Origin of the sequence: Gracilibacillus phocaeensis (assembly GCF_900626275.1) — a bacterium.
Taxonomy (GTDB): Bacteria; Bacillota; Bacilli; order Bacillales; family Amphibacillaceae; genus Gracilibacillus; species Gracilibacillus timonensis.
This window is the reverse complement of the sequence record NZ_LR131142.1, coordinates 66,001-89,823: the sequence shown is the minus strand read 5'-3', so window position 1 is coordinate 89,823 and position 23,823 is coordinate 66,001. Positions and strand designations below refer to the sequence as shown.

24 protein-coding genes are annotated in these 23,823 nt (G+C 38.9%); 6 read left to right on the top strand and 18 right to left on the bottom strand.

Translation table 11 applies throughout. From position 1 onward, the window contains the following. Nucleotides 1-125: 125 nt before the first annotated feature. From rpsR to rpmH, 18 genes are all read right to left on the bottom strand, one after another. Entirely contained in the window at nucleotides 126-356 is a 231-nt protein-coding gene (gene rpsR, locus E0E32_RS02765) for a 30S ribosomal protein S18 (protein ID WP_066195405.1), read from the bottom strand. A gap of 20 nt (nucleotides 357-376) precedes the next feature. Then, nucleotides 377-898 (bottom strand): single-stranded DNA-binding protein, encoded by a 522-nt coding sequence (gene ssb, locus E0E32_RS02760; protein ID WP_066195402.1) that lies wholly within the window; start codon nucleotides 896-898, stop codon nucleotides 377-379. 15 nt (nucleotides 899-913) lie between these two features. Beyond that, nucleotides 914-1,204 carry a 30S ribosomal protein S6 gene (gene rpsF / locus E0E32_RS02755; protein WP_066195398.1) on the bottom strand — a complete coding sequence of 97 codons (291 nt, stop codon included), beginning with the start codon at nucleotides 1,202-1,204 and terminating at the stop codon, nucleotides 914-916. A gap of 146 nt (nucleotides 1,205-1,350) precedes the next feature. Continuing rightward, nucleotides 1,351-2,451, bottom strand: coding sequence for a redox-regulated ATPase YchF (gene ychF / locus E0E32_RS02750; RefSeq protein WP_066195395.1), 1,101 nt, complete (start codon nucleotides 2,449-2,451; stop codon nucleotides 1,351-1,353). Nucleotides 2,452-2,658: 207 nt separating this feature from the next. After that, nucleotides 2,659-2,856, bottom strand: a complete 198-nt coding sequence (locus tag E0E32_RS02745; RefSeq protein ID WP_066195392.1) for a DUF951 domain-containing protein — start codon at nucleotides 2,854-2,856, stop codon at nucleotides 2,659-2,661. 42 nt (nucleotides 2,857-2,898) lie between these two features. After that, nucleotides 2,899-3,909: a YkvI family membrane protein gene (locus E0E32_RS02740; RefSeq protein ID WP_066195389.1), complete on the bottom strand. Its 1,011-nt coding sequence runs from the start codon at nucleotides 3,907-3,909 to the stop codon at nucleotides 2,899-2,901. 100 nt (nucleotides 3,910-4,009) lie between these two features. Continuing rightward, nucleotides 4,010-4,714 (bottom strand): DUF554 domain-containing protein, encoded by a 705-nt coding sequence (locus E0E32_RS02735; RefSeq protein WP_066195386.1) that lies wholly within the window; start codon nucleotides 4,712-4,714, stop codon nucleotides 4,010-4,012. 117 nt (nucleotides 4,715-4,831) lie between these two features. Then, the gene (locus E0E32_RS02730; protein WP_066195382.1) at nucleotides 4,832-5,665 is read right to left on the bottom strand and encodes a ParB/RepB/Spo0J family partition protein; all 834 of its coding nucleotides are present in this window, start codon (nucleotides 5,663-5,665) and stop codon (nucleotides 4,832-4,834) included. After that, entirely contained in the window at nucleotides 5,658-6,419 is a 762-nt protein-coding gene (locus tag E0E32_RS02725) for a ParA family protein (RefSeq protein ID WP_066195377.1), read from the bottom strand. The genes E0E32_RS02730 and E0E32_RS02725 overlap by 8 nt, the downstream gene beginning before the upstream one ends. 225 nt (nucleotides 6,420-6,644) lie before the next feature. Continuing rightward, nucleotides 6,645-7,511, bottom strand: a complete 867-nt coding sequence (gene noc, locus E0E32_RS02720; RefSeq protein ID WP_066195373.1) for a nucleoid occlusion protein — start codon at nucleotides 7,509-7,511, stop codon at nucleotides 6,645-6,647. Nucleotides 7,512-7,854: 343 nt separating this feature from the next. Then, nucleotides 7,855-8,568 (bottom strand): 16S rRNA (guanine(527)-N(7))-methyltransferase RsmG, encoded by a 714-nt coding sequence (rsmG, locus tag E0E32_RS02715; protein WP_130858890.1) that lies wholly within the window; start codon nucleotides 8,566-8,568, stop codon nucleotides 7,855-7,857. 16 nt (nucleotides 8,569-8,584) lie between these two features. Continuing rightward, on the bottom strand, nucleotides 8,585-10,477 hold the full coding sequence (gene mnmG, locus E0E32_RS02710; RefSeq protein ID WP_066195366.1) for a tRNA uridine-5-carboxymethylaminomethyl(34) synthesis enzyme MnmG: 1,893 nt from the start codon (nucleotides 10,475-10,477) through the stop codon (nucleotides 8,585-8,587). A 28-nt stretch (nucleotides 10,478-10,505) separates the two neighbouring features. Next, nucleotides 10,506-11,882: a tRNA uridine-5-carboxymethylaminomethyl(34) synthesis GTPase MnmE gene (gene mnmE / locus E0E32_RS02705; protein ID WP_066195364.1), complete on the bottom strand. Its 1,377-nt coding sequence runs from the start codon at nucleotides 11,880-11,882 to the stop codon at nucleotides 10,506-10,508. A gap of 973 nt (nucleotides 11,883-12,855) precedes the next feature. Continuing rightward, nucleotides 12,856-14,040: a dicarboxylate/amino acid:cation symporter gene (locus E0E32_RS02700; RefSeq protein ID WP_286171667.1), complete on the bottom strand. Its 1,185-nt coding sequence runs from the start codon at nucleotides 14,038-14,040 to the stop codon at nucleotides 12,856-12,858. A 242-nt stretch (nucleotides 14,041-14,282) separates the two neighbouring features. Then, nucleotides 14,283-14,900 carry an RNA-binding cell elongation regulator Jag/EloR gene (gene jag, locus E0E32_RS02695; protein WP_066195358.1) on the bottom strand — a complete coding sequence of 206 codons (618 nt, stop codon included), beginning with the start codon at nucleotides 14,898-14,900 and terminating at the stop codon, nucleotides 14,283-14,285. Then, nucleotides 14,900-15,688, bottom strand: coding sequence for a YidC family membrane integrase SpoIIIJ (gene spoIIIJ / locus E0E32_RS02690; protein ID WP_066195355.1), 789 nt, complete (start codon nucleotides 15,686-15,688; stop codon nucleotides 14,900-14,902). The genes jag and spoIIIJ overlap by 1 nt, the downstream gene beginning before the upstream one ends. Nucleotides 15,689-15,882: 194 nt before the next feature. After that, nucleotides 15,883-16,227, bottom strand: coding sequence for a ribonuclease P protein component (gene rnpA, locus E0E32_RS02685; RefSeq protein ID WP_066195352.1), 345 nt, complete (start codon nucleotides 16,225-16,227; stop codon nucleotides 15,883-15,885). Nucleotides 16,228-16,301: 74 nt separating this feature from the next. Then, nucleotides 16,302-16,436, bottom strand: coding sequence for a 50S ribosomal protein L34 (gene rpmH, locus E0E32_RS02680; RefSeq protein ID WP_066195349.1), 135 nt, complete (start codon nucleotides 16,434-16,436; stop codon nucleotides 16,302-16,304). 684 nt (nucleotides 16,437-17,120) lie between these two features. Between rpmH and dnaA the strand changes: the two genes are divergently transcribed. The 6 genes from dnaA to gyrB all read left to right on the top strand — a co-directional run bounded on the left by dnaA (nucleotide 17,121) and on the right by gyrB (nucleotide 23,795). After that, nucleotides 17,121-18,473 carry a chromosomal replication initiator protein DnaA gene (gene dnaA, locus E0E32_RS02675; protein ID WP_066195346.1) on the top strand — a complete coding sequence of 451 codons (1,353 nt, stop codon included), beginning with the start codon at nucleotides 17,121-17,123 and terminating at the stop codon, nucleotides 18,471-18,473. A gap of 187 nt (nucleotides 18,474-18,660) precedes the next feature. Beyond that, the gene (gene dnaN, locus E0E32_RS02670) at nucleotides 18,661-19,803 is read left to right on the top strand and encodes a DNA polymerase III subunit beta (protein WP_066195343.1); all 1,143 of its coding nucleotides are present in this window, start codon (nucleotides 18,661-18,663) and stop codon (nucleotides 19,801-19,803) included. Between the two features lie 367 nt (nucleotides 19,804-20,170). After that, the gene (yaaA, locus tag E0E32_RS02665) at nucleotides 20,171-20,392 is read left to right on the top strand and encodes a S4 domain-containing protein YaaA (protein ID WP_130858889.1); all 222 of its coding nucleotides are present in this window, start codon (nucleotides 20,171-20,173) and stop codon (nucleotides 20,390-20,392) included. A gap of 18 nt (nucleotides 20,393-20,410) precedes the next feature. Beyond that, a complete protein-coding gene (recF, locus tag E0E32_RS02660; RefSeq protein ID WP_130858888.1) occupies nucleotides 20,411-21,523 on the top strand; it encodes a DNA replication/repair protein RecF in 1,113 nt (370 codons plus the stop codon). A 15-nt stretch (nucleotides 21,524-21,538) separates the two neighbouring features. Continuing rightward, nucleotides 21,539-21,832 (top strand): extracellular matrix regulator RemB, encoded by a 294-nt coding sequence (gene remB / locus E0E32_RS02655; RefSeq protein ID WP_066195334.1) that lies wholly within the window; start codon nucleotides 21,539-21,541, stop codon nucleotides 21,830-21,832. A gap of 40 nt (nucleotides 21,833-21,872) precedes the next feature. Further along, nucleotides 21,873-23,795, top strand: coding sequence for a DNA topoisomerase (ATP-hydrolyzing) subunit B (gene gyrB / locus E0E32_RS02650; protein WP_187374485.1), 1,923 nt, complete (start codon nucleotides 21,873-21,875; stop codon nucleotides 23,793-23,795). The last annotated feature ends 28 nt before the right edge of the window (nucleotides 23,796-23,823 follow it).

Genomic DNA, 23,823 nt, shown 5'->3' with positions numbered 1-23,823 from the left:
ATCTTATCATGAAGAGAGGCTTTTTTGCCCCCACGCTTGAAGCTCTATGGAACCCCCGGCATAGCCAGGGGTTTTCAAAGACCATAAAAAAAAAGCTTGGGCATTAGTCTCCCAAGCTTTTCTTATTATTCACTTGCATAAGGCAATAGTGCCATTTGACGAGCACGTTTGATTGCTCTTGTCAATTTACGTTGATATTTTGCAGAAGTTCCTGTTACACGACGAGGAAGAATTTTTCCACGTTCGGACACGAAACGTCTTAGCAAATCAACGTCTTTGTAATCAATGTGTGTAATCCCGTTCGCTGTAAAGTAACACACCTTACGACGCTTTGCACGTCCACGACGAGCTGCCATAAGTATAACCTCCTTCTAGATTAGAATGGTAAATCATCATCAGAAATATCTACAGGCTCTCCACTGTCTTGGAATGGATTTTCATTATTGCTATTTCCCTGATTGTTATTTCCTTGATTATTATTGTTGTTATATTGATTTTGGTTTTGATTAAATGGAGCTTGCTGCTGGTTCTGATTATAACCTTGTGATCTTTGAGAGGGTTGTCCACCACCAGCATTATTTTTTGGTTCTAAAAACTGGATAGACTCAGCCATCACTTCTGTAATAAATACTCTCTTGCCCTCTTGATCATCAAAGCTGCGGGTTTGAATACGCCCGTCTACACCGATAAGACTTCCCTTACTCATATAATTAGCAAAGCTTTCTGCTTGCTTTCTCCATACCACACAGTTAACGAAGTCTGCTTCGCGTTCTCCTTGCTGATTTGAAAAAGGTCGATTACAAGCAACCGTAAAGTTTGCGACGGCTACGCCATTTGGTGTGTAACGTAAATCTGGGTCTCTCGTTAACCTGCCGACAAGTACGACACGATTTAACATCAGAACCACTCCTTATTATTGATCATCTTCACGAATTGCCATGTAACGAATAATATCATCAGAGAAATTAGCCTGACGGTTGAATTCGTTAATAGCTGCCTGATCACCTGCGAAGTTGATAATTACATAGTATCCATCACGGTAATCTTCAATTTCATAAGCAAGACGCTTCTTGCCTACTTCTTCTACTTTTTCGATCTCCGCACCATTGTTAGAGAGAATGCCGTTAAAACGCTCAATAAGAGCTGTTTGCGCCTCCTCTTCGATATCTGGGCGGATGATGTACATAATTTCGTATTTCGTCATCCGTTTGCACCTCCTTTTGGTCTTAGCGGCCCCTTGATTTTTCAAAGAGCAAGGAGTAATAGTTTTTTATTACTCACAATACAATATTATACCAATATTCTATTTGTATTGCAAACCTTTTTTCACAAATCGGAGACCCTTCTTCGTTACACGTTAAAGCGGAAATGCATGACATCTCCATCTTTCACCAAATAGTCCTTACCTTCTAATCTCATGTTCCCTTTTTCTTTGGCTGCTTGTTCGGAACCAGCTTCCATTAAATCATCATAAGATACGGTCTCTGCCCGAATAAACCCTTTTTCAAAGTCACTATGAATAATACCCGCTGCTTGCGGTGCCTTAATCCCCTTCTTAAAGGTCCATGCGCGCACTTCCTGTTCTCCTGCTGTAAAGTAAGTTGCCAATCCTAATAGTTGATAGGTCGCTTTGATCAATTGGTCTAGTCCGGACTCAGCAATTCCCAGCTCTTCTAAAAACATTTCTTTCTCTTCTCCGTCTAATTCAGCGATCTCAGATTCTACTTTGGCACTGATAACAACCACTTCTGCTTGATCTGCCTCAGCAAAATCCCTTACTCGCTGTACATATGGATTATTATCCACTTCTAATAACTCATCTTCTCCCACATTCGCTACATATAATACCGATTTGCTAGTGAGCAAGTGGAGTCCTTTGACAAGTTTTTGTTGTTCTTCCGTAAATGATACGGCTCGTGCTGGCGTTTCTTCTTCGAAAGCATCGCGAAGTTTTTCTAATACGTCAAACTCTGCCATTGCTTCCTTATCTTTTTGTTTTGCCATTTTCTCGACACGTTGTAATCGTTTGGTCACTGTTTCTAAGTCCGCCAAAATCAATTCGAGGTTAATCGTTTCTATATCAGAGATCGGATCCACTTGCCCTGACACATGGGTAATATTCTCATCCTCGAAACAACGAACGACATGACAAATAGCGTCAACTTGACGAATATGAGATAGAAATTGGTTCCCTAACCCCTCCCCTTTACTAGCACCTTTAACAATTCCAGCGATATCAGTGAATTCAAATGCTGTCGGGATCGTCTTTTTTGGTTTCACAATTTCTGTTAACCTTTGTAGACGATGATCGGGAACCTCTACAATTCCTACATTTGGATCTATAGTACAGAATGGATAATTTGCTGATTCTGCACCTGCTTGCGTTATTGCGTTAAATAAAGTCGATTTACCCACGTTAGGTAAGCCAACAATTCCTGCTGTTAATGCCATCTTTAACCTTCACTCCTTAAGGATTGCGTCCATATGAACGGATCAGTCATACCAATTATAGTGATACTTCTAACGATTGACAAGTTATTAAAAATAAAAAATCAAGGTTCTACACCCCTTGATTTCCGTGTTTTCTCTAGAAAGAAATCTTTTTTTCTAATCATTTAATACCGTCAAAATATGAGTTTGTTTCACGTGGAACATTTTTTATTTTTCTGCTGACTCAATAACTCTCTTCATTTTTTGTTCAAACTGTTTACGTGGAAGCATCACGCTATGCCCGCAACCTTCACACTTAATTCGAATATCCATCCCCATCCGAATAATCTTCCATCTATTCTCTCCACATGGATGAGCTTTTTTCATTTCAACAATATCATGTAATTGAAATGCTTTACGTTGCATGCTTATCACCTCAGTCTTACCCTAATTTCTCCTACTATTATATTAGATTTTTTTATAAAAAGGAAATAGTAACACTGCACAAAGCAAATATAAATTAACAATACCATATAATGGGTATAGAAAGGCAATTAAAGTAGAAAAACCAAAATTGGTTAATGGTAATAATCCCACTAATATCAATAAAGCTAGTACCCACATTCTGGGTTGAAATATGGATTTCAGTCTGGTAACCAATGCCAACACCCCAGAAATCGCAGTCGTAAAAATAGCAAACCACAGCAAAATGGACATAATAATATACGTATACGGCGGATAATGCTTTAAGATCGCAAATAATGGGATCTCATACAAAACAATAATATCCGATAATTGAATCAAACTATTATTATATAAAAAAGACGTTACACCAAGGATCAAGCCACTGCCCACACTCGCAATCCAAATCTCGCCATTTGATTGGATTTGATCGCCAATTGCCCCTAAAACAGCGATAACAGATAGAATATTTAGTGCAGTAAACGTAAAAGCAGCGGTCCAATTCGATTGCTGATCCAAGGATAATGGCAGAGACAATTGTTGATCCAGCGAAAAGAAAACTAATAAAGACAGCAAGCCCAACATTAATAATGGCATCACAAACACATTAAATTGCAACACACCGGATAAGCCTTTGACAAATAATAGCACGGTTAATATCACTAAGAAGAGTATTCCCAACCATTTTGATAACTGAAAGGCTTCAAAGGTTGCCCCACTCCCCGCAATCATAATAACCGTTGTTGATAATAAGTAAAAAAAGATAAGCACATCATAAAAGCGTGCTACGGGTTTTCCTAAAATTAGCTCTAGAATAGTAAAGTAATTTGTGGTCTGATGCTGATAACTAAGCTTCATAACAATCAAAATGCTGCAAGTAAACAAAATGGTAAACAATAGAATAGCTAGTCCACTTTCATGACCAAAAAATTGCCAAAGCTCCCTGCCAGATGCATACCCAGCCCCTATCATGACTCCTAGGATTAAAAATAACCACTTTAAACCTGCTTTCCACATATCTTATCCTCCACTACATTGAAATCTGTTTAGGAATTTTCCTATAAAAAATTGCTATAGAATAAGATATGCGACAGCTAGTCAAGCTATGCTGAAAATGTTACACGACAAAGACATAACCAAAGTATAAAAAGATAAAAATAATGATAGCAGGTAAGAAATCACCTATTTTAAAGCTGGTAATCCGCAGAATATTTAAACCAATGGCCAAAATAAGTAGCCCGCCAATCGCGGTAACCTCCATAATAAAACCATTTAGCAATTCTTGTGGCAGCCATTGATTGATCTGAACCGCCAGTAAAGCAATACTTCCTTGATAAATGACCACTGGAATAACAGAGAACCCGACGCCGTAACCTAACGTAGTCGTTAACACCATCGCCATAAAACCATCCAAAAATGCTTTGGTGAACAATACTTCATGATCCCCACGCAACCCCCCATCTAACGCGCCGACAATGGACATCGCACCAATGACAAAGATTAAACTGGCCGTAATAAATCCTTCCGTAATCGATTGTTTATCGTTCGTGCTAAACTTCTGCTCTATTTTCTGCCCAAGATAATTCAATTTATCCTCGAGATGAATCGCTGTACCAAATACTCCTCCTGTTAGCAAACTGATAAGAATCAAGATAATATTTTCAGCTTGAATTGCCATTTGTAAGCCTATCAAAACAACGACTAATCCTATTCCTTGCAAGGCAGCCGTCTTTATTCGATCAGGAATATTGGAAAAGATCAATCCTAGTAATGTGCCTATGATAATGCATAACCCATTTACTAATGTACCGAGTAAAGCCATGATTTTTCTCCTTTTTACAGATTACTGTTTCTTACTGGACGTATCGAAATCTATCCTTTCTCCCCTATCACAGAAAAACGGCCTGATTGTTCCACGTGAAACAACCAGACCGTTTATTTATTCCATCTTATCTAGGATTCGATTCAAGTCATCATCAGAAAAAAATTCGATTTCGATCTTTCCTTTTTTCTTACCTTTATTGATGGTCACATTGGTACCAAAGTACTCTTTTAAATGATTCTCTCTTTCGGCAATGAAAATATCCTTTTTTACTTTTTTCTTTGGCTTTGGTTGTTGATGGTTTAATTCATTAATCAATGTCTCTACCTGACGGACATTTAGCTTTTCTTTAACAATACGATTAACGATTGGCTTAAGTTTTTGCTTATCCTTTAAACCTAATAATGCCCTGCCATGCCCCATTGAAATCGAGTGATTATTAATCAGTACAATAATATCATCAGGTAAACTCAGTAAACGAACCAGGTTAGCAATATGGGAACGGCTTTTACCTAATCGTTTTGCCAATTGATCCTGTGTCGTTCCTAGTTCATTGATTAAACGCTCATAGGCTGTTGCTTCTTCAATAGGAGTCAAATCTTCCCGTTGAATGTTTTCTAACAGAGCTAACTCCATCATCTGTTCATCCGTTAATTCCTTAATAATAACAGGAATCGTCTCCAGATTCGCCTCTTTAGCTGCCCGATAGCGGCGCTCCCCTACTACGATCTCATACCCTCTTATGCTATTACGCACAATTAATGGCTGCAGAATGCCATGCTCTTGAATCGATTCCTTTAATTCTTCAATCGCATCGGCTTCAAAGACTTTACGTGGTTGATATGGATTGGGACGACATTTCACTAATTCTACTTCTTCAATCTTTTCCCCATTTTGGTCTTCTATTTCTGTAAAAAAGGCATCCAGTCCTTTTCCTAATCCTCTAGCCACCAGCAATCACTTCCTTTGCTAAATCGATATAGACTTCTGCCCCTCTCGATTTAGAATCATATGATATTATCGGTTTTCCATGACTTGGTGCCTCACTTAAACGAATATTTCTTGGAATGACCGTATGGTATACCTTGTCCTGAAAATATTTCTTCACTTCATCAATTACCTGAATACCGAGGTTCGTTCTCGCATCCAACATCGTTAATAAAACACCTTCGATCATCAAGTGTTTATTCAAATGCTTTTGTACCAATCTAATTGTATTTAGCAGCTGACTTAATCCTTCTAAGGCATAATATTCACATTGAACGGGAATAAGTACGGTATCAGAAGCAGTTAAAGCATTGATGGTTAGTAACCCCAAAGATGGTGGACAATCAATAATGATATAGTCATAGCTATCTTTGACATTGTCTAATGCTTTTTTTAAGCGAACTTCTCTTGATATCGTTGAGACCAATTCAATTTCTGCTCCTGCTAATTGAATCGTGGCTGGTATGACCTGGAGATTACTAACATCTGTATCCACGCATACCTCATTTACCTCTGCATCATCCACTAATACATCATATATGCATTTATTTACATCCGCCTTATTGATACCGAAACCGCTTGTAGCATTTCCTTGTGGATCTATATCTACCACTAATACTTTTTTGTGTAAATCTGCCAAACAAGCACTTAAGTTAACGGAAGATGTTGTTTTGCCGACGCCACCTTTTTGGTTGGCAACGGCTATTATTTTCCCCATGGTGTCACCTACCTCTTGCAATTCTCTCTTTTATTTTACCACTAATTCTGTTTATTTCAGAAATAAATGTTGTTTTTAAACCATAAATGATTCAAATGATTCAATTTGCTGGTGGATTTCCAACAGTCCTCGAAGTCCTATCTGATCCCTTTTCATGTTGTTCTCTCCTTTTCCCTTGCAAAAAACGACCCATCTTTCTAACTGATAAAGATGGGCAGCATGTACTTATTTTTTCTTAGGAATTTTGATGGTGATTTGGTAATAGTCCTCATGGTCTTGCTCATTGGTTTCCAAATCAATTCCTGTGTCGGAAACCATGTTTAACGACTGCCTTATAGTATTCATTGCGATACGCATGTCTTTATTAACCCCTTTCAAGCGGGGTTTTTTCTTCGGTTCTTTCTTATCTGCTGTCATCAGTTTTTCGATCTGATCTTCGGTTTGTTTCACGTTTAAATCTTTTTCGATAATCTGCTGTAACACCTTACGTTGCAGTTCTTCGTCTTTTAAAACGATCAAGGCTCTGGCATGTCGTTCCGTAATTGTTTTTTGTAAAATGGCTTGCTGGACTTCTTGAGGAAGCTTGAGCAGTCTCATTTTATTGGCAATGGTAGATTGGCTCTTGCCTAATCTCTGTGCTAATGCTTCTTGCGTTAATTCATGCATTTCAATCAATTTCTCATACGCAGTTGCTTCTTCGATCACGGTCAGTTCTTCTCGTTGTAAATTTTCAATTAGTGCTACCGAGGCAGTTTCCTTATCAGTCATTTCGCGGATAATGGCGGGAACAGTCTCCCAGCCAAGACTATTGGCAGCACGCCAACGCCTCTCCCCAGCTATGATCTCATAAGACTCTTCCTCTTCATCCAGCTTACGTACCACAATCGGCTGTATTAAACCATGTGTATGTAATGTTTGAGCAAGTTCTTTGATCTTCTCCTCATCAAAAATAGATCTTGGCTGAAAACGATTGGCTTCTATTTTAGCAACATCAATATAGACAACCTCGTCTTGCAGTTTATCTAACTCTTCGGTTTCGATTTCTTCGGTTTTATCACCAATTCCAAAAATCCGACCAAATGGGTGTAACACAACAAACACCACCTTTTTCTACTTCACATCATTCCATTATAGCTAAGTTTGCTCTCCTATCTATGAAAGCAGACCCCCGATAATAAACCCATTCTCCCCTCTTTGTCTTCAAAAACAAAAGGGAAAACTTGCTTAATTACCGTTAAGCAAGTCAAAGAAGCCGTTAGATATTCCTTAATGTTTCACGTGGAACATCTCTAATCATCTGTTATATCCATTTTATCATAAAAATACGAAAAGCGATAAAAAATATCAATAATTTTTCAAGAAATATATATGGCTTCTGAAAAATCAATATTTCCCCATTTATTGGTGTATTCATTCTATAAGTGCAAATTTATCTTTATAACGGATGTTTATTGGGAACGCCAGGTTTTCTTGGATATTTCTTCGGTGTTTTGCGTTTTTTATCAATAAAAACAATATTTCGTTCGCCATTATTCGCTGGTAAAGAGAATGTCTCTACCCTATTCACGACTCCACCTAGTAGTTCAATGGCATCTTGCGCTTGTGCTAATTCTTCTGAAGCATTGGCTCCCTTCATGGCAATAAAGGTTCCACCAGTGCGTAACAAAGGAAGACATAGTTCCGATAATACGGATGTTTTGGCTACTGCCCTTGCCATCACCACATCGAATCGATGCCTAAATTTATCATTTATACCAAATAACTCCGCTCGGTCATGGTAAAAACTTACCCCCTCCAGACCTAGTTGAGCGGCCAAATGATTCAAAAAGGTAATTCTTTTTTGCAGGGAGTCAACAATGGTCACCTTTACATGTGGGTATAAAATCTTAAGGGGAAGGCTAGGAAAACCTGCCCCTGCCCCCACATCACAAAGGTGCAAATCATTGGTGAAATCAAAATAAAAGGCGGCCGTCACCGAATCGTAGAAATGCTTAGCATACACCTCTTCTTTTTCGGTGATGGCGGTTAGATTCATTTTCTCATTCCATTCTACCAAAATTTGATAATATTGTTCAAATTGCTGGATTTGTTTTTCTGTAATGGTTATCCCTTTTGTTTGTAAATGATCTTGAAAAGCTTGCAAATCCACGGCGCCACTCCCCTATTTATTCATTAGATACTTTGGCTACATTTCCTTGTTCAATATATACTAGTAAAATGGAAACATCGGCAGGATTGACCCCGGAAATTCTCGAGGCTTGTCCTACAGACAATGGACGTACCGTTTTTAATTTTTCCCTTGCTTCGGTGGCAATTCCACTTATATCATCGTAATCAATATGGTCTGGAATAAGTTTGTTCTCCATTTTCTTCATACGATCTACTTGTTGGTTAGATTTGGAAATGTATCCTTTGTATTTAATCTGGATTTCCACTTGTTCTTTCACTTCTGCTGGCAGCTCTTCTTCCGGTGTGGCAAAGCGTTCCATCAACTCATAAGTGACCTCTGGCCGTTTCAGTAAATCATAAGCCAAAATGCCATCTTTTAATCGAGTGCCGCCGATTTCCTCCATTGCTTGCTGTAGCTCTTCTGTTGGTTTCAAACGAACCTCACTCAAACGCTCCATTTCTTCTGCAATTAATCGTTTTTTCTCTTCAAAACGGGCAAACCGCTCTTTTGGTATCAGCCCTAAACGATAACCGATTTCTGTAAGACGAAGGTCGGCATTATCATGACGTAATAAGAGACGATACTCCGCTCTGGACGTCAATAAACGATAAGGTTCATTGGTTCCTTTGGTCACTAAGTCATCGATTAGCACACCAATATAGGCCTGAGAGCGATCTAGTATACACGTTTCCTTATCTAATACTTTGGCAGCAGCATTAATTCCTGCCATTAAGCCTTGAGCCGCCGCTTCTTCATATCCAGAGGTTCCATTGATTTGACCTGCTGTAAACAAGGAATCAATATTCTTCACTTCGAGTGTCGGCCATAATTGTGTTGGCACTACGGCGTCATATTCAATCGCATAGCCTGCCCGCATAATTTCTGCCTCTTCTAGCCCCGGCACTGTTTTGAGGATTTCGCGCTGGACATACTCTGGTAAGGAAGTGGATAACCCTTGTACATATACCTCTTCTGTATTTCGTCCTTCTGGTTCCAAGAATACCTGGTGTCGCGGTTTATCATGGAAACGGACAATTTTATCCTCAATCGAAGGGCAATACCTTGGCCCCGTTCCTCTTACGGCACCTGAATACATTGCTGATAACCCTAAATTTTCATTAATGATTTCGTGGGTTTTTTCATTGGTATACGTTAACCAGCATGGAATCTGATCCAATATCTCTCCCGTCGTTTCATAGGAAAAGTGTTGTGGATGCTCATCACCAGGCTGTATTTCTGTTTTTTCATAATTAACGGTCCGATTATTGACTCTTGGTGGTGTTCCCGTTTTGAAGCGGACAATATCAAATCCTAGTTCTTCCAAGTTTTCTGCAAGTTTGATACTAGCGCGTTGATTATTTGGACCACTTTCATAAGAAATATCACCAAGCAATACACGTCCTCGCATAAAGGTACCTGTCGTAATAATCACCGATTTTGCTCGATAGAATGCTTTGGTTTCGGTAATAACACCTTGTACCTGACCCTCTTCTACCACCAATTCCTCTACCATTCCTTGTCTGACGGTCAAATTCGGTGTTTCCTCTAACAATCGTTTCATTTCCTGTATATATAAAGGCTTATCTGCTTGCGCACGTAAAGCACGAACGGCAGGACCTTTTCCTGTATTCAACATCCGCATTTGGATATAGGTTTTATCAATGACTTTACCCATTAAGCCACCCATTGCATCGACTTCTCTAACGACAATCCCTTTGGCAGGTCCACCAATCGATGGATTACATGGCATAAAGGCAATCAAGTCTAAGTTTAATGTTAATATTAATGTTTTTGCCCCTCTTTTGGCAGCGGCATAGGCGGCTTCCACACCTGCATGTCCCGCTCCGATGACAATCACATCATATTGACCAGCTTCATAGTTGGACATAGCTGATCCTCCTTTTATCTCCGTTTGGTTATTTTCCTAAGCAGAATTGAGAAAATAATTGATCAATTAAACTATCCTGCACGGTATCTCCGACAATTTCCCCAAGTAATTCCCAGGCTCTCGTCACATCTATTTGTACTAAGTCAATCGGCATACCAGCTTCCATCGCTTGATCTGCCTCTTCCAGTGCCGCTAGTGTCTGTTGTAATAATTGGATATGACGAACATTCGATACATACGTAAGATCACCTGACTCAATCTCCCCTGCAAAAAAGGTATCGGCAATGGCTGTTTCGAGTGCATCCATCCCTTTATCTTCAATTAAGGCGGTTGTGATCACCTTTTGTGTACCAGCTAATTGGTTTACTTCGTCAATATCTAATTCCGGTTCTAGATCGGTTTTATTGACAATGACAATATACTCTAATCCTTCTACTGCTTTAAACAGGTTACGATCTTCTTCTGTTAATGCTTCGCCATAATTAAGAACAAGCAGAATCAAATCGGACTCTTTTAAGGCCTTGCGGGAACGTTCGACACCCATTCGTTCAACAATATCTTCTGTTTCACGAATACCGGCCGTGTCTACCAGCCGTAGTGGCACGCCTCTTACATTGACATACTCTTCAATTACATCCCTTGTCGTTCCCGGAATATCAGTGACAATCGCCTTTGACTCCTGAACAAAGGCGTTCAATAAGGAAGATTTACCGACATTTGGTCTGCCGATAATCGCAGTGGATATACCTTCACGTAAAATTTTTCCTTGCTTAGCCATGCTTAATAGTTGTTCTACCTCTTGATAGACTACCCTTGTTTGTTCCTGAAGCATTTGATGGGACATTTCTTCTACATCATCGTATTCCGGATAATCAATGTTAACCTCTACATGGGCGACGGTTTCAATCAGCTTCTGCCGCAGTTCTTGCACAAGTTTCGATAGTTTTCCATCTAGCTGTGTTAAGGCTATATTCATTGCTTTATCAGTTTTGGCGCGAATCAAATCCATCACTGCTTCCGCTTGCGATAAATCAATCCTGCCATTCAAAAAGGCTCGCTTGGTAAATTCACCAGGCTCCGCTAAACGTGCACCCTGATGTAATACTTGTTCCAACAATCGATTCACCGAAGCCAGACCGCCGTGACAATTGATTTCAACGATGTCTTCTTTGGTAAACGTCTTAGGCGCGCGCATAACGCTCACCATTACTTCTTCAATCATTTCTTTACTGTTCGGGTCCACCATTTTACCATAATGGATCGTATGGGAATCCACTTGCTTAAGGTCTTTTCCTGCAAATAATTGATTGCTAATCGTGACAGCTTCATCCCCGCTTAAACGAACAATCGCTATCGCGCCTTCCCCAATCGGCGTCGAAATCGCTGCTATTGTATCCTGCTCCACTTCTTCACCTCCATCTGACACCTATTATCTATATCTTATCTATTCAGATTAGTTTTTGTATCACTAACTTATTAGAATAGCACATAACTATGCCCTTTGAAAAGATATCCACACCTGTTTTTTGGAATTTTAGCAAAAATATTTATCCACATGTGTATAAATTTTCTTGGATTTAGTTATCCACAAGGGATTTTCTATTCATTAGCCGAAGATACGTATGCGTGTTTGTGGATAATTTTTATAAATAGCACTTAGTGCAAACGGAGTTATAAAAAGTATTAATATTCTAATTTGAAGGCTCGCTCTTTCTCAAAAATCACAAAATAAGGAGGGGGTATTCCGATTATACTGCTCTTTCACTTTATGAAAATCCTCATTTACCGTTTTGCCTTTCTCGCAAAGAAACGGTAGAATGAAGGGAAAAATATCGAAGTGCAATCCAGCGTTGCTCGGACGAATCCATTTGTTTTCGTGGTTCTTGCTGCTATCTACGCAAGTGAAAAGATGAATGAACGATAAGCTATCTTTTCACACACATTCATCAATGGTCAAAATCATTCCAAATCCTATAATACCAAGGATTAATAGCACTTTAATCTTATCAAAATAGATGATTTCACGTACTAAACAAACATCCCAATGTTTTCTTTCCTAAAAAAAACACGTAATCCTTAGAATTACATGTTCTTCTCTCAGCATTTGCTTTATTTTGGCTGAATAATGATATACCGTTTTAGCTCATTTCCTTGTGGATCTGTCTCTATGTCCAACCGTTTGTGAAATAGGGGTTCCTTACTCTTCTTAGCTGCTTACATACTGTACCCTTGTGTTGAATCACTTTCTTTTCAACAAATTAGTTTTTGCTGCGTTAAAGAAAACAACCTGGATTGGGTCTTTTTACTTTTGTTAGAAACCATTTCTTGCGATTTTATTTTCCTCTTCATATTATTTTAAAGCGGGTTCCTAATTTTATTTATACCTGAGCAGCCTTCCTTTTTTCCGAACGGTCTATAACTGCGGCTCCAACAATATCTCCCGTAACATTAGAAGCTGTTCCACCCATTCCAAGGATGGCATCTACCCCTCCTATTAATGCAACGATTTCCAATGGCAGCCCAAACATTGTTAGTACTGCCGATAGGGTTACAAGTCCTGCGGCAGGAACTCCCGCCGTACCTATCGATAAGAGCGTTCCTATTAACACGATGATCAATAAATCAGTTGGTGACAGATTCAAATCGGTCACATTTGCTGCAAAAACAATAGAAATACCCATACGAAGGGCACCGCCATCCGAATTGAACACGGCTCCTAAAGGTAATGCGAAATTCGCTGTTTTTTTAGAAATACCTGCTTTCTTGGCCGCTTCAATGGCCACGGGGAGAGAAGCAATACTGCTTGAGGTGAAAAACGCCGTCGTATAAGCTTCCTTCGTATTTCTGAAAAATTGAAAAATCGATGTTCCCGATAACTTCAATAAACCCGAATAGATAAAAACCCAAAGCAATATAAGTCCAAGATAGAAAACCCCTGTCAGTTTCAGTAAGGATTGCACCGTCTCCCACCCATGGCTACCGAACGCAGAAGCACTGATGGCAAATATGCCGATAGGAGCGTATAAAAGAATACCTCTTAGAATCTTAAAGAACATTTCATTCAATGCACTGAAAAAAGTATCCAGAACCTCACCATATTTCTGTGACTTTTCTTCTTTGGAAAATTTCATCAGAGATATCGACATACCTATAATAACAGCAAGAAATAGAATGGACATCAGATCACCAGAAGTGAAGGCCTCAAACATATTTTCAGGTACAATTTGCAAAAGCACATCGGAAACATGTGGTGTATCTGGCTTCTCGACATTTGCATCAGGCAAGGTCATATTAACCCCCGGTTCGAAAAAAAGAGCCAATCCTAAACCAATCAAAACAGCAGCGGCCGTTGTAACAGCATAATAAAAAATCAGTTTGCCCCCAATTCTCCCCAGCTGTTTTACATTCATTTGATTGACAGCCAACACCACAGCCAAAAAAATGATCGGGATGGCTATAAGGCTAAATAAATGAAGCAGAAGTGTTCCGAAAGGTTGTAAAACCTCAGCCTGTTTACCGAAAATGACTCCTACGATAATGCCAAGTATAAAACCAATTGACATTTTAAGTATGAAAGATGAATTTTTATATTTATTCCAAATGTTAATCATTGATATTCACGCCTTAAGGTTAAATTTCTAAATATGTATTGATAAAATCAACTACGATCTATATGTACTATTACCGGTTGACTTTTCAAGGAATTGTTTCATTATACCACAACAGAGTGTGATAAACTTTTCTATCTAATAAAAAAAGAACACGTAATCCAAAGAATTACATGTTCAACACTTACCATTTTGCTTTATTTTGGATGAATAACGACATACCGTTTTGGTTCATTTCCTTGTGAATCTGTCTCTATATCCGACCGTTTTTGCAATACCGTATGAATAATTTTCCTTTCATACGATGGCATTGGATCCAGTTTAACCGTTCTGCCTGTCTTCACTGCTCGATCGGCATTCTTTTCAGCTAGTGCTACCAACGTTTCTTTTCTTCTATCACGGTACCCCTCTGCATCGACTACCACCGTGTAATACTTCTCAGCATACTGGTGCATTGCCAATTGAGCTAAGTATTGAATGGCGTTTAGAGTCTGTCCCCGTTTCCCAATCAATACGGCAATTTTCTCACCTGATAATTCAAAAGTAATATGGTTTTGGTCGATATGCATGGATACATCTATCTTTTCATCAAATGCGTTCACCATATTTTGTACGTATTTCTCCAGCTTTTCCGTTGGATCATCATGCTTGGTCACCTTGACTATCGCCCGTTTGGAACCAAACAAGCCCAATAATCCTTTTTTCGGTTCTTCAATTACCTCTACTTCGGCCTGATCCTCTGTGATGTTTAACTGCTTTAGTGCTGATTGGATCGCTTCTTCAACCGTTTGTCCCGTAGCAGTTATTTGTCTCACTATTTTTTGCCTCCTGTACTTGCCTCTTGATTTTTCATCATTGGGTTTCTAACAAGTAAGGTTTGCCCTACCATAAAGAGGTTACCTACTACCCAATAAAGCGCCAATGCAGATGGTAAGAAAAGAGCAAATATCCCGATCATTACTGGCATAATATAAAGCATCATGGTCATCTGAGGCATCATAGAATTTTGTTGTGCCGTTGTTCCAGCCATCATCAGCTTCTGTTGTAAAAAGGTGAAGAATGCTGCTACAACTGGCAAAATATAATATGGGTCTGATTGTCCTAGTTCAAACCATAGGAACGGATGATCTCTTAGTGCTTCCGTTCTCATTATCGCATGATAAAAGGCGATTAAAATCGGCATTTGTACGATAATAGGCAAACAACCAGCAAGTGGGTTGACACCATTCTTTTGAAATAGTTCCATCGTCTCTTGTTGTAACTTCTGTTGTGTTTGCTGATCTTTGGAGCTATATTTCTCACGAATTTCCTGTAACTGCGGCTGAATGGCCTGCATTGCTTTAGAACTTCTTAATTGCTTAATGTTTAAGGGTAACAAAATTAAACGAATGAGAATCGTTACAACTATAATTGCCAGTCCATATCCATATTCTCCATGAAAGAAACTTGCTACCTTTAATAGGAACCACGATAAAGGATAAACAAAATAACTATTCCAAAATCCTTCACTTTCTGAGGTGATGTCCTGATCAATCTGAGTACATCCTGCTAATAGAGCTACTAATACAACTAAGCCCAATACGATAACGAGCTTTTTACGCATCCTGATCCTCCTTAATTCTTTCCCAATCACTGTTCATCGCTTTCCATTCTACCACTATATCCTAACATTTAGCTAGTCATAATCAAGAGGAAATCAGAGGCAGGTCATGGAACATGCTGCAAAACAAATAAAAGTTGCACGAATTTATCCATCCCAATGCTTGATAACATATTTCTGTACTACGCTAGATGGTGCTATCGCTTCCTCAATAAACCTGTTTTATAAAGCAAATGATTGACACTTTTTTTTATTTGATGAAAATCTATATCTTTCACGGGTTGTCTCGCAATGATAATAATATCATACTCATTCTTCACTTTGGTGTCTAACTCGACAAAGACCTGTCTGATATAGCGCTTCACTTGATTACGCACTACTGCATTACCAATTTTTTTACTCACCGATAATCCTATTCGATAATGTGCTTGTTGATCCTTATGTAAGTAATAAATAACCAGTTGCCGGTTCGCAAACGAAGCACCTTGCTTAAACACTTCTTGGAACTCTCTATTCTTTTTTATTCTCCATGCTTTCTTCATTTGCGTGCTCCTCCAATAAAGGCTTTCCATGATCTACCTTACATGGAAAAAAGACCACTGAGCTGATCAGTGGCCTATGCGGATAATACCTTTCTACCTTTCTTACGACGACGAGCAAGAACCTTGCGTCCATTTGCTGTGCTCATACGCGCACGGAATCCATGAACTTTCTTACGTTTACGATTATTTGGTTGAAATGTACGTTTCATTATATATGCACCTCCCTGAGGAATTTCAAAATTTCAGTCCATTTAGACAGTCTTACTTATTATATGTATAAACTATCATCTCTGTCAATGATTAGTTTTGAAAAATGGGCTGATTCTTTATGTTAACAAGGAAGAATATAGCTTAGAATGGCTAGATCAAATGAAGTGGTCTTACATTTTCTGCCCCGCAAAGCCGATTTACACTATGTTAAACCTTATCACCATTTATCAGAAAAAAACCTGTGACAAGCAAGTCTTTGCTCGCATTATTTCCTGTTGTGCAACAGTATTCCTCGATCATTGTTATAGTACAGAGAATTGTGGATAACTCCCCCAGCAAAAAAAGAGTTTCCTCACTGTTTATCGACAAAATATGCACAAAATCAGAGGTTGTGTACAAAAAACGTGCACAACTTGTCGAACTTGTGGATAACTCTGGATAATCCATTGCATTTTCCGCTTTTTTTTGATATTATATGAGTGCTCTGTTTTGTTAATAAGTATGAAGGCTAGGTGATTTTATCCACAACTTGTGGATATTGTGTGGACAATTATACACATCATGTTTATTAGTTTATACACAACGTTGTGGAAAACTTAATTTTTAGGTTTTCCTCTTTTTTGTCAATGTATAACGATCCACAAGATATAAACTAATTAAAAAATGAAAGGAGGAATAAACACGTGGAAAATATCGAAGAATTATGGAACAGTACCTTAAGCTTAATTAAGGATAAAGTGAGTAAACCAAGCTTCGATACATGGTTAAAGAACACATCTGTTGCAGAATTACAAGATGATACAATTATTATTTCAGCCCCTAATGAATTCACGAGAGACTGGTTGGATTCAAAGTATACCGCTATTATCGGTGAGGCGCTCTATCAGGTTACTGGAGCAGAATTAGCTGTTAAATTCATCATTCCGGAAACAATGGACGATGCAGCTAAAGAAATGACACAGATGAAGAAGCAGCCTCCGGTTGCAGCCCAGCAATATGACAGCTCTGCTAAGTCGATGCTGAATGATAAATATACCTTTGAAACGTTTGTCATTGGTTCAGGTAATCGTTTTGCTCATGCTGCCTCTTTAGCAGTTGCCGAAGCTCCTGCCAAGGCTTATAACCCTTTATTTATCTATGGGGGCGTTGGATTAGGTAAGACCCACTTAATGCATGCCATTGGTCACTACGTCTTGGAACATAATCCGAATGCAAAAGTTGTCTATCTATCATCAGAGAAATTCACCAATGAATTCATCAATTCTATTCGCGATAATAAAACCGTGAATTTTCGCAATAAATATCGGAGTGTAGATGTCCTATTAATTGATGATATTCAATTTCTAGCGGGAAAAGAACAAACACAAGAAGAATTTTTTCATACCTTTAATACGTTACATGAAGAAAATAAACAGATTATTATCTCAAGTGACCGTCCTCCGAAAGAGATCCCAACCTTAGAAGACAGGCTGCGTTCTCGTTTTGAATGGGGACTGATCACCGATATTACGCCACCTGATTTGGAAACAAGAATTGCGATCTTAAGAAAGAAGGCAAAAGCAGAAGGACTGGATATCCCAAACGAGGTCATGCTTTATATCTCCAATCAGATTGATACTAATATTCGTGAATTAGAAGGGGCCTTGATTCGTGTAGTTGCTTATTCTTCCTTAATTAATCAGGATATTGACGCACCTTTAGCAGCGGAGGCGTTAAAGGATATTATTCCGACATCACGTCCAAGGGTGATCACGATTCCGCATATTCAAGAAGAGGTAGGCAAACGTTATAACGTCAAGCTGGAAGAGTTCTCTGCAAAAAAACGGACGAAATCCATTGCCTTTCCACGCCAAATTGCGATGTATCTCTCTAGGGAATTAACGGATTTCTCCTTGCCTAAAATCGGGGAAGAATTTGGGGGAAGAGACCATACAACCGTTATTCATGCCCATGAAAAGATCTCAAAACTAATGACAACAGATGAGCTGCTTAATAAAGAAATTGAAGAGATTAAAGAGCAATTAAAGGCATTGTAAAAAACATGTTCTACTGCCCTGTGCATAATGTGGATAAGAAGGACAAGTTTGCGAACAAGTTGTACACATCTGGATAACTTTTTAGAATCCCTATCCACTGAGGTTATCCACATATTCACAGGCCCTAGTACTATGATTACTATATTTTATTAATAATAAATAAATATATTCCTCAAGGAGGAGAAGCATGAAAATTATCATAAATAGAAATAAACTAATGGAAAGTATTCAGCACGTAACGAAGGCGATCTCTTCCAAAACAGCGATCCCCATTTTGGCTGGTTTAAAAATACAAGCAAATCAAAATGGAGTCACTTTAACAGGAAGTGACTCAGATATTACGATTGAATCTTTTATTCCTAAAGAAGAAGAAGGGATTCAATTTATTGATGAATTAGAGGCTGGAGAAATCATCGTTCATGCCAAATACTTTCCCGAAATCATTCGCAAACTGCCATCAGAAACAGTACACATAGAAGTGAATGAACAGTTGCAGATCACGATTCAATCCGGTCATGCCGAGTTCCATTTAAATGGTCAAGATGCTGAAGAATATCCATTGGTTTCTCAGATCAATTCGGAAGCGAACTTTGAATTATCAATCCCTTTATTAAAAACGATGATTAAACAGACTGTATTTGCTGTATCGACTTCAGAAACACGCCCGATTTTGACAGGGGTTAATATAAAAGTAGAAAATGAACACTTACACTTTGTAGCAACAGATAGTCACCGTTTGGCAGCAAGTATGCTACCATTAACAGAAGATATTGCTCCATTTCCATTTGAACAAGTAGTAATACCTGGGAAAAGTCTAAGTGAATTAAGTAAAATTCTTGGAGATACCGATGAGAAAATTCAAGTGAGTATTAGCTCCAATCAAATTGCTTTTCAGACAAAACAATTGTATTTCTTATCACGTTTATTAGACGGTAAATACCCTGAAACTTCCCGCTTGATCCCAGATGAAACCCAAACCGTCATTCAAGCAGATACCAAGGCATTGTTACAAGCGGTGGACCGGGCATCTTTACTGGCAAAAGACAATCATAATAATGTGATTCGTTTGCAAACCATGGATGACCATACTATTGAAATCTCGGGTAATTCACCTGAAATTGGAAAAGTAGAAGAAGAAATCACTGTTGCGAGTATTGATGGTGATGCTTTGAAAATTTCTTTTAGTTCTAAATATATGATTGATGCACTAAAAATCATGGAAACAGAGCGAGTAAATATCGGGTTTACCGGGGCCATGCGTCCATTTATTTTAAAACCAACTGATCATGATCAAATTTTACAGCTTATCTTACCAGTAAGAACCTTTTAAACCATACATCAGAAGCATAAGGTGGCGATTGATGACCCGAATCGTTATCTTATGCTTTTTCAATACGAAAACAATGCTCCCTCTTCTCTACTGCTCTCTCCTTTTACAGAACGATATAATTCGTTATATGCGTTATTGTTCGGCTTTTCTAGAGAAATTACCGAGCTTTCCTTTTCTATTTCACAAATGTTTAGTAGAATAGGAAGAAGGGCTATACTTATATCAATACCAACAAACGACTATCTTCACTCGAGAGGGTTTCTGGAAAGCCTATTAGCCAAAAACAGAAACAAAGCTAACAATAGACGGACATCGCAAAGGATTAAGTGCATGTCTTGTTTTCTAATAGAAAAGAAGGTGAATGTGTATGAAAGAGACGATCGGTATTACAACAGACTATATTCCACTTGGTCAATTCCTCAAATTAGCCAACATCTTGGAATCTGGCGGGATGATTAAAGTCTTTTTACAAGAAAATGGGGTTTATGTTAACGATGAACTAGAAACACGTCGCGGTAGAAAGCTTTATCCAGGCGATGCCGTCTATGTCGAAGATGTTGGTACGTTTGTAGTAGAAAAAGAAGCATAAATTCGAAAGGGAATTCGAATGTATATAGAACAATTACGTTTATTAAATTACCGGAATTACCATGATTTAACGGTTACCTTCGATGATAAAATTAATGTCATTATTGGTGAAAATGCCCAAGGGAAGACGAACTTAATGGAATCTATCTATGCCTTGGCCTTCTCTAAATCACACCGTACGACAAAAGATAAAGAATTAATCCAATGGGAGCAAAACTATGCTAAAATAGAAGGTAGTATTGTAAAACGGAAACAACGCTTCCCGTTAGAAATACAAATTACAAATAAAGGTAAGAAAGCAAAATTAAATCACCTGGAGCAGAAACGTCTTAGCGATTATATAGGTGCCCTAAACATTGTCATGTTTGCGCCTGAGGACTTGAACCTTGTAAAAGGGAGCCCGCAGATTAGAAGGCGTTTTATTGATATGGAGATTGGTCAGGTTCAGCCTGTCTATATTTATCACCTTGGTCAATATATGAAAATTCTGAAGCAGCGGAATCACTTACTAAAACAAATCCGTCAAAGGAAGACAGAAGACCTTACTATGCTTCGGGTATTGACAGAGCAAATGATGGAACATGCCGTCGTTATACTAGAGAAACGGCTTTTGTTTATGACACGATTAAGGAAATGGGCGAAGCAGATACACAAAGGAATTAGCAGAGATTTAGAAGATTTAGACCTGCAGTATGCTGCCACCATTGACATTTCTGAAGAGAGTCAGAAGGAAAAAATAGCTGTCACCTTACGTGAGGCTTTTGAAAATATAGAGCAGAAAGAAACGGAACGTGGAACGACCTTAATTGGACCTCATCGAGATGACTTGGTGTTTTTTGTGAATGGAAAAAATGTACAGTCGTTTGGTTCACAAGGACAGCAACGAACAACGGCATTATCGCTGAAATTAGCGGAAATCGAGCTAATCCATCAAGAAATTAATGATTACCCCGTATTACTTCTGGACGATGTCTTAAGTGAATTGGATGACTACCGCCAATCACACTTGTTGGATACCATTGAGGGGAAAGTCCAAACCTTTATTTCAACGACTAGTATCGATGGTATCCATCATAAGCAGTTAGAAAAGGCTGAGATATTCAGAGTCAACAAAGGACAAATAATAGAGTGAAAAAGTAGGGATACTATGTTTATTCATATTGGAGACGATCAGGTGATTCAATCAAAAGATGTTATTGGCATTATTGATTACAACCTCGTATCTTCTTCAACGATTAATGAGGAGATGCTGGAGCAGCTAAAACAAAAGAAACAAGTCGTCGTTTCGGATGAACCTTTGACAAAGGCGGTTGTTATCACTTCGGACAAGGTATATTACAGTCCTTTATCTGTACTGACGTTGAGAAAACGGACAAGTATGATCTCCACCATCAGCCGGCTCGAAGATTATTCGGAATGGAACGAAGAAGAGGAAGAATAAAGATTATTAATGAGAGAGAATGTAGGTGATTTGATTGACAATGGAAGAGAATACGCCAGTAGAACAATCATATGGTGCGGAACAGATTCAAGTTTTAGAAGGCTTGGAAGCTGTACGTAAACGGCCTGGTATGTACATTGGCTCTACTAATGAGCGAGGGTTGCACCACTTAGTATGGGAAATAGTAGATAATAGTATTGATGAGGCCCTAGCTGGTTATTGCGATCATATTGAAGTATTTATCGAAAAGGATAATAGTATCACAGTGATTGATAATGGTCGGGGTATTCCAGTAACCACACATGAGAAGACAGGACGCCCGACAGTAGAAACGATTATGACGGTACTGCATGCCGGAGGTAAATTCGGTGGTGGCGGTTATAAAGTATCTGGCGGTCTGCATGGTGTAGGTGCCTCTGTTGTTAATGCATTATCCAGTGAGCTGGAAGTATTCGTGCACAGAGATGGAAAGATATATCATCTAAGCTTTGAACGAGGCAAACCTAATAATGACCTGCAAGTGATTGGAGAGACCGAAATTTCTGGTACCAAGACTCATTTTAAACCAGACGAGGAGATCTTCACAGAGACAACAGTTTTTCATTACGATATTTTAGCCACGCGTTTGCGCGAATTGGCCTTTCTAAATAAAGGATTAACGATTTCCATTCAAGATAATCGAGAAGAAGAGAGTAAGCGAGAAACATTCTACTATGAGGGCGGTATTCGTTCTTATGTAGAGCATTTGAATCGATCCAAAGAGGTATTGCATGAACCTTTTTATGCGGAAAAAGAAGAAGCTGGTATTCAAGTAGAGGTATCCTTGCAATATAACGAAGGGTTTGCCAGCAATATCTATTCTTTTGCGAATAATATTAATACGCATGAAGGCGGGACACATGAGGCCGGCTTTAAGACGGGATTAACCCGTGTAATCAACGATTATGCCAGAAAAAATAATCTGTTTAAGGAAACAGATCCTAACTTATCCGGTGACGACGTGCGAGAAGGACTCACGGCAATTATCTCTATTAAACACCCTGATCCGCAGTTTGAGGGGCAAACGAAGACCAAACTAGGAAATAGTGAGGCGAGAACAATCACGGATTCGGCTTTTAGTGACTTATTTTCTACCTTCTTGTTTGAGAATCCGAATACTGCGCGGATTATTGTGGAAAAAGGGCTGATGGCTTCGCGTGCCCGTATGGCAGCGAAAAAAGCCCGTGAATTAACGCGACGTAAGGGAGCATTAGAAGTCTCTAACCTGCCCGGTAAATTAGCTGACTGTTCCTCTCGTGATGCTACGTTAAGTGAGCTGTACATCGTAGAGGGTGACTCGGCAGGTGGCTCTGCCAAACAAGGACGTGACCGTCATTTTCAAGCGATCCTGCCTTTAAGGGGTAAAGTGCTGAATGTGGAAAAGGCACGGTTGGATAAAATTTTGTCTAATAATGAAATTCGTTCGATCATAACCGCACTTGGTACAGGGATTGGCGAAGAATTTGATATATCGAAGGCTCGCTATCATAAAGTCGTGATCATGACAGATGCGGATGTTGATGGAGCCCATATTCGAACCTTACTGTTGACGTTCTTCTATCGTTTCATGAAGCCGTTAATTGATTATGGTTATATCTACATCGCTCAGCCCCCTCTTTATCAGGTTAAGCAAGGGAAAGTGGTACATTATACCTATTCTGATAAAGAACTGGATAAATTATTAGCCGAATTACCGAAACAGCCGAAACCAGGTCTGCAACGATACAAAGGTCTGGGAGAAATGAATGCGACCCAGTTGTGGGAAACGACAATGGATCCTTCAGGCAGGACGTTATTACAAGTAAATCTGGAGGATGCCATGGAGGCAGATATGATTTTTGATATGCTAATGGGGGATAAGGTAGAGCCGAGACGGAATTTTATACAGGATAATGCCGTCTATGTGAAAAATTTAGATATTTAGATGATGTTCACTTCTTCCTGCAGTGAAA

Excerpts from the sequence above, each read along its gene's own strand:
- rpsR (WP_066195405.1), bottom strand. The coding sequence starts at position 356 with ATGGCAGCTCGTCGTGGACGTGCAAAGCGTCGTAAGGTGTGTTACTTT.
- ssb (WP_066195402.1), bottom strand. The coding sequence starts at position 898 with ATGTTAAATCGTGTCGTACTTGTCGGCAGGTTAACGAGAGACCCAGAT.
- rpsF (WP_066195398.1), bottom strand. The coding sequence starts at position 1,204 with ATGACGAAATACGAAATTATGTACATCATCCGCCCAGATATCGAAGAG.
- ychF (WP_066195395.1), bottom strand. The coding sequence starts at position 2,451 with ATGGCATTAACAGCAGGAATTGTTGGCTTACCTAACGTGGGTAAATCG.
- E0E32_RS02745 (WP_066195392.1), bottom strand. The coding sequence starts at position 2,856 with ATGCAACGTAAAGCATTTCAATTACATGATATTGTTGAAATGAAAAAA.
- E0E32_RS02740 (WP_066195389.1), bottom strand. The coding sequence starts at position 3,909 with ATGTGGAAAGCAGGTTTAAAGTGGTTATTTTTAATCCTAGGAGTCATG.
- E0E32_RS02735 (WP_066195386.1), bottom strand. The coding sequence starts at position 4,714 with ATGGCTTTACTCGGTACATTAGTAAATGGGTTATGCATTATCATAGGC.
- E0E32_RS02725 (WP_066195377.1), bottom strand. The coding sequence starts at position 6,419 with ATGGGGAAAATAATAGCCGTTGCCAACCAAAAAGGTGGCGTCGGCAAA.
- mnmG (WP_066195366.1), bottom strand. The coding sequence starts at position 10,477 with ATGTCCAACTATGAAGCTGGTCAATATGATGTGATTGTCATCGGAGCG.
- E0E32_RS02700 (WP_286171667.1), bottom strand. The coding sequence starts at position 14,040 with ATGTCAATTGGTTTTATACTTGGCATTATCGTAGGAGTCATTTTCGGT.
- spoIIIJ (WP_066195355.1), bottom strand. The coding sequence starts at position 15,688 with ATGCGTAAAAAGCTCGTTATCGTATTGGGCTTAGTTGTATTAGTAGCT.
- rnpA (WP_066195352.1), bottom strand. The coding sequence starts at position 16,227 with ATGAAGAAAGCATGGAGAATAAAAAAGAATAGAGAGTTCCAAGAAGTG.
- rpmH (WP_066195349.1), bottom strand. The coding sequence starts at position 16,436 with ATGAAACGTACATTTCAACCAAATAATCGTAAACGTAAGAAAGTTCAT.
- dnaN (WP_066195343.1), top strand. The coding sequence starts at position 18,661 with ATGAAAATTATCATAAATAGAAATAAACTAATGGAAAGTATTCAGCAC.
- yaaA (WP_130858889.1), top strand. The coding sequence starts at position 20,171 with ATGAAAGAGACGATCGGTATTACAACAGACTATATTCCACTTGGTCAA.
- recF (WP_130858888.1), top strand. The coding sequence starts at position 20,411 with ATGTATATAGAACAATTACGTTTATTAAATTACCGGAATTACCATGAT.
- remB (WP_066195334.1), top strand. The coding sequence starts at position 21,539 with ATGTTTATTCATATTGGAGACGATCAGGTGATTCAATCAAAAGATGTT.
- gyrB (WP_187374485.1), top strand. The coding sequence starts at position 21,873 with ATGGAAGAGAATACGCCAGTAGAACAATCATATGGTGCGGAACAGATT.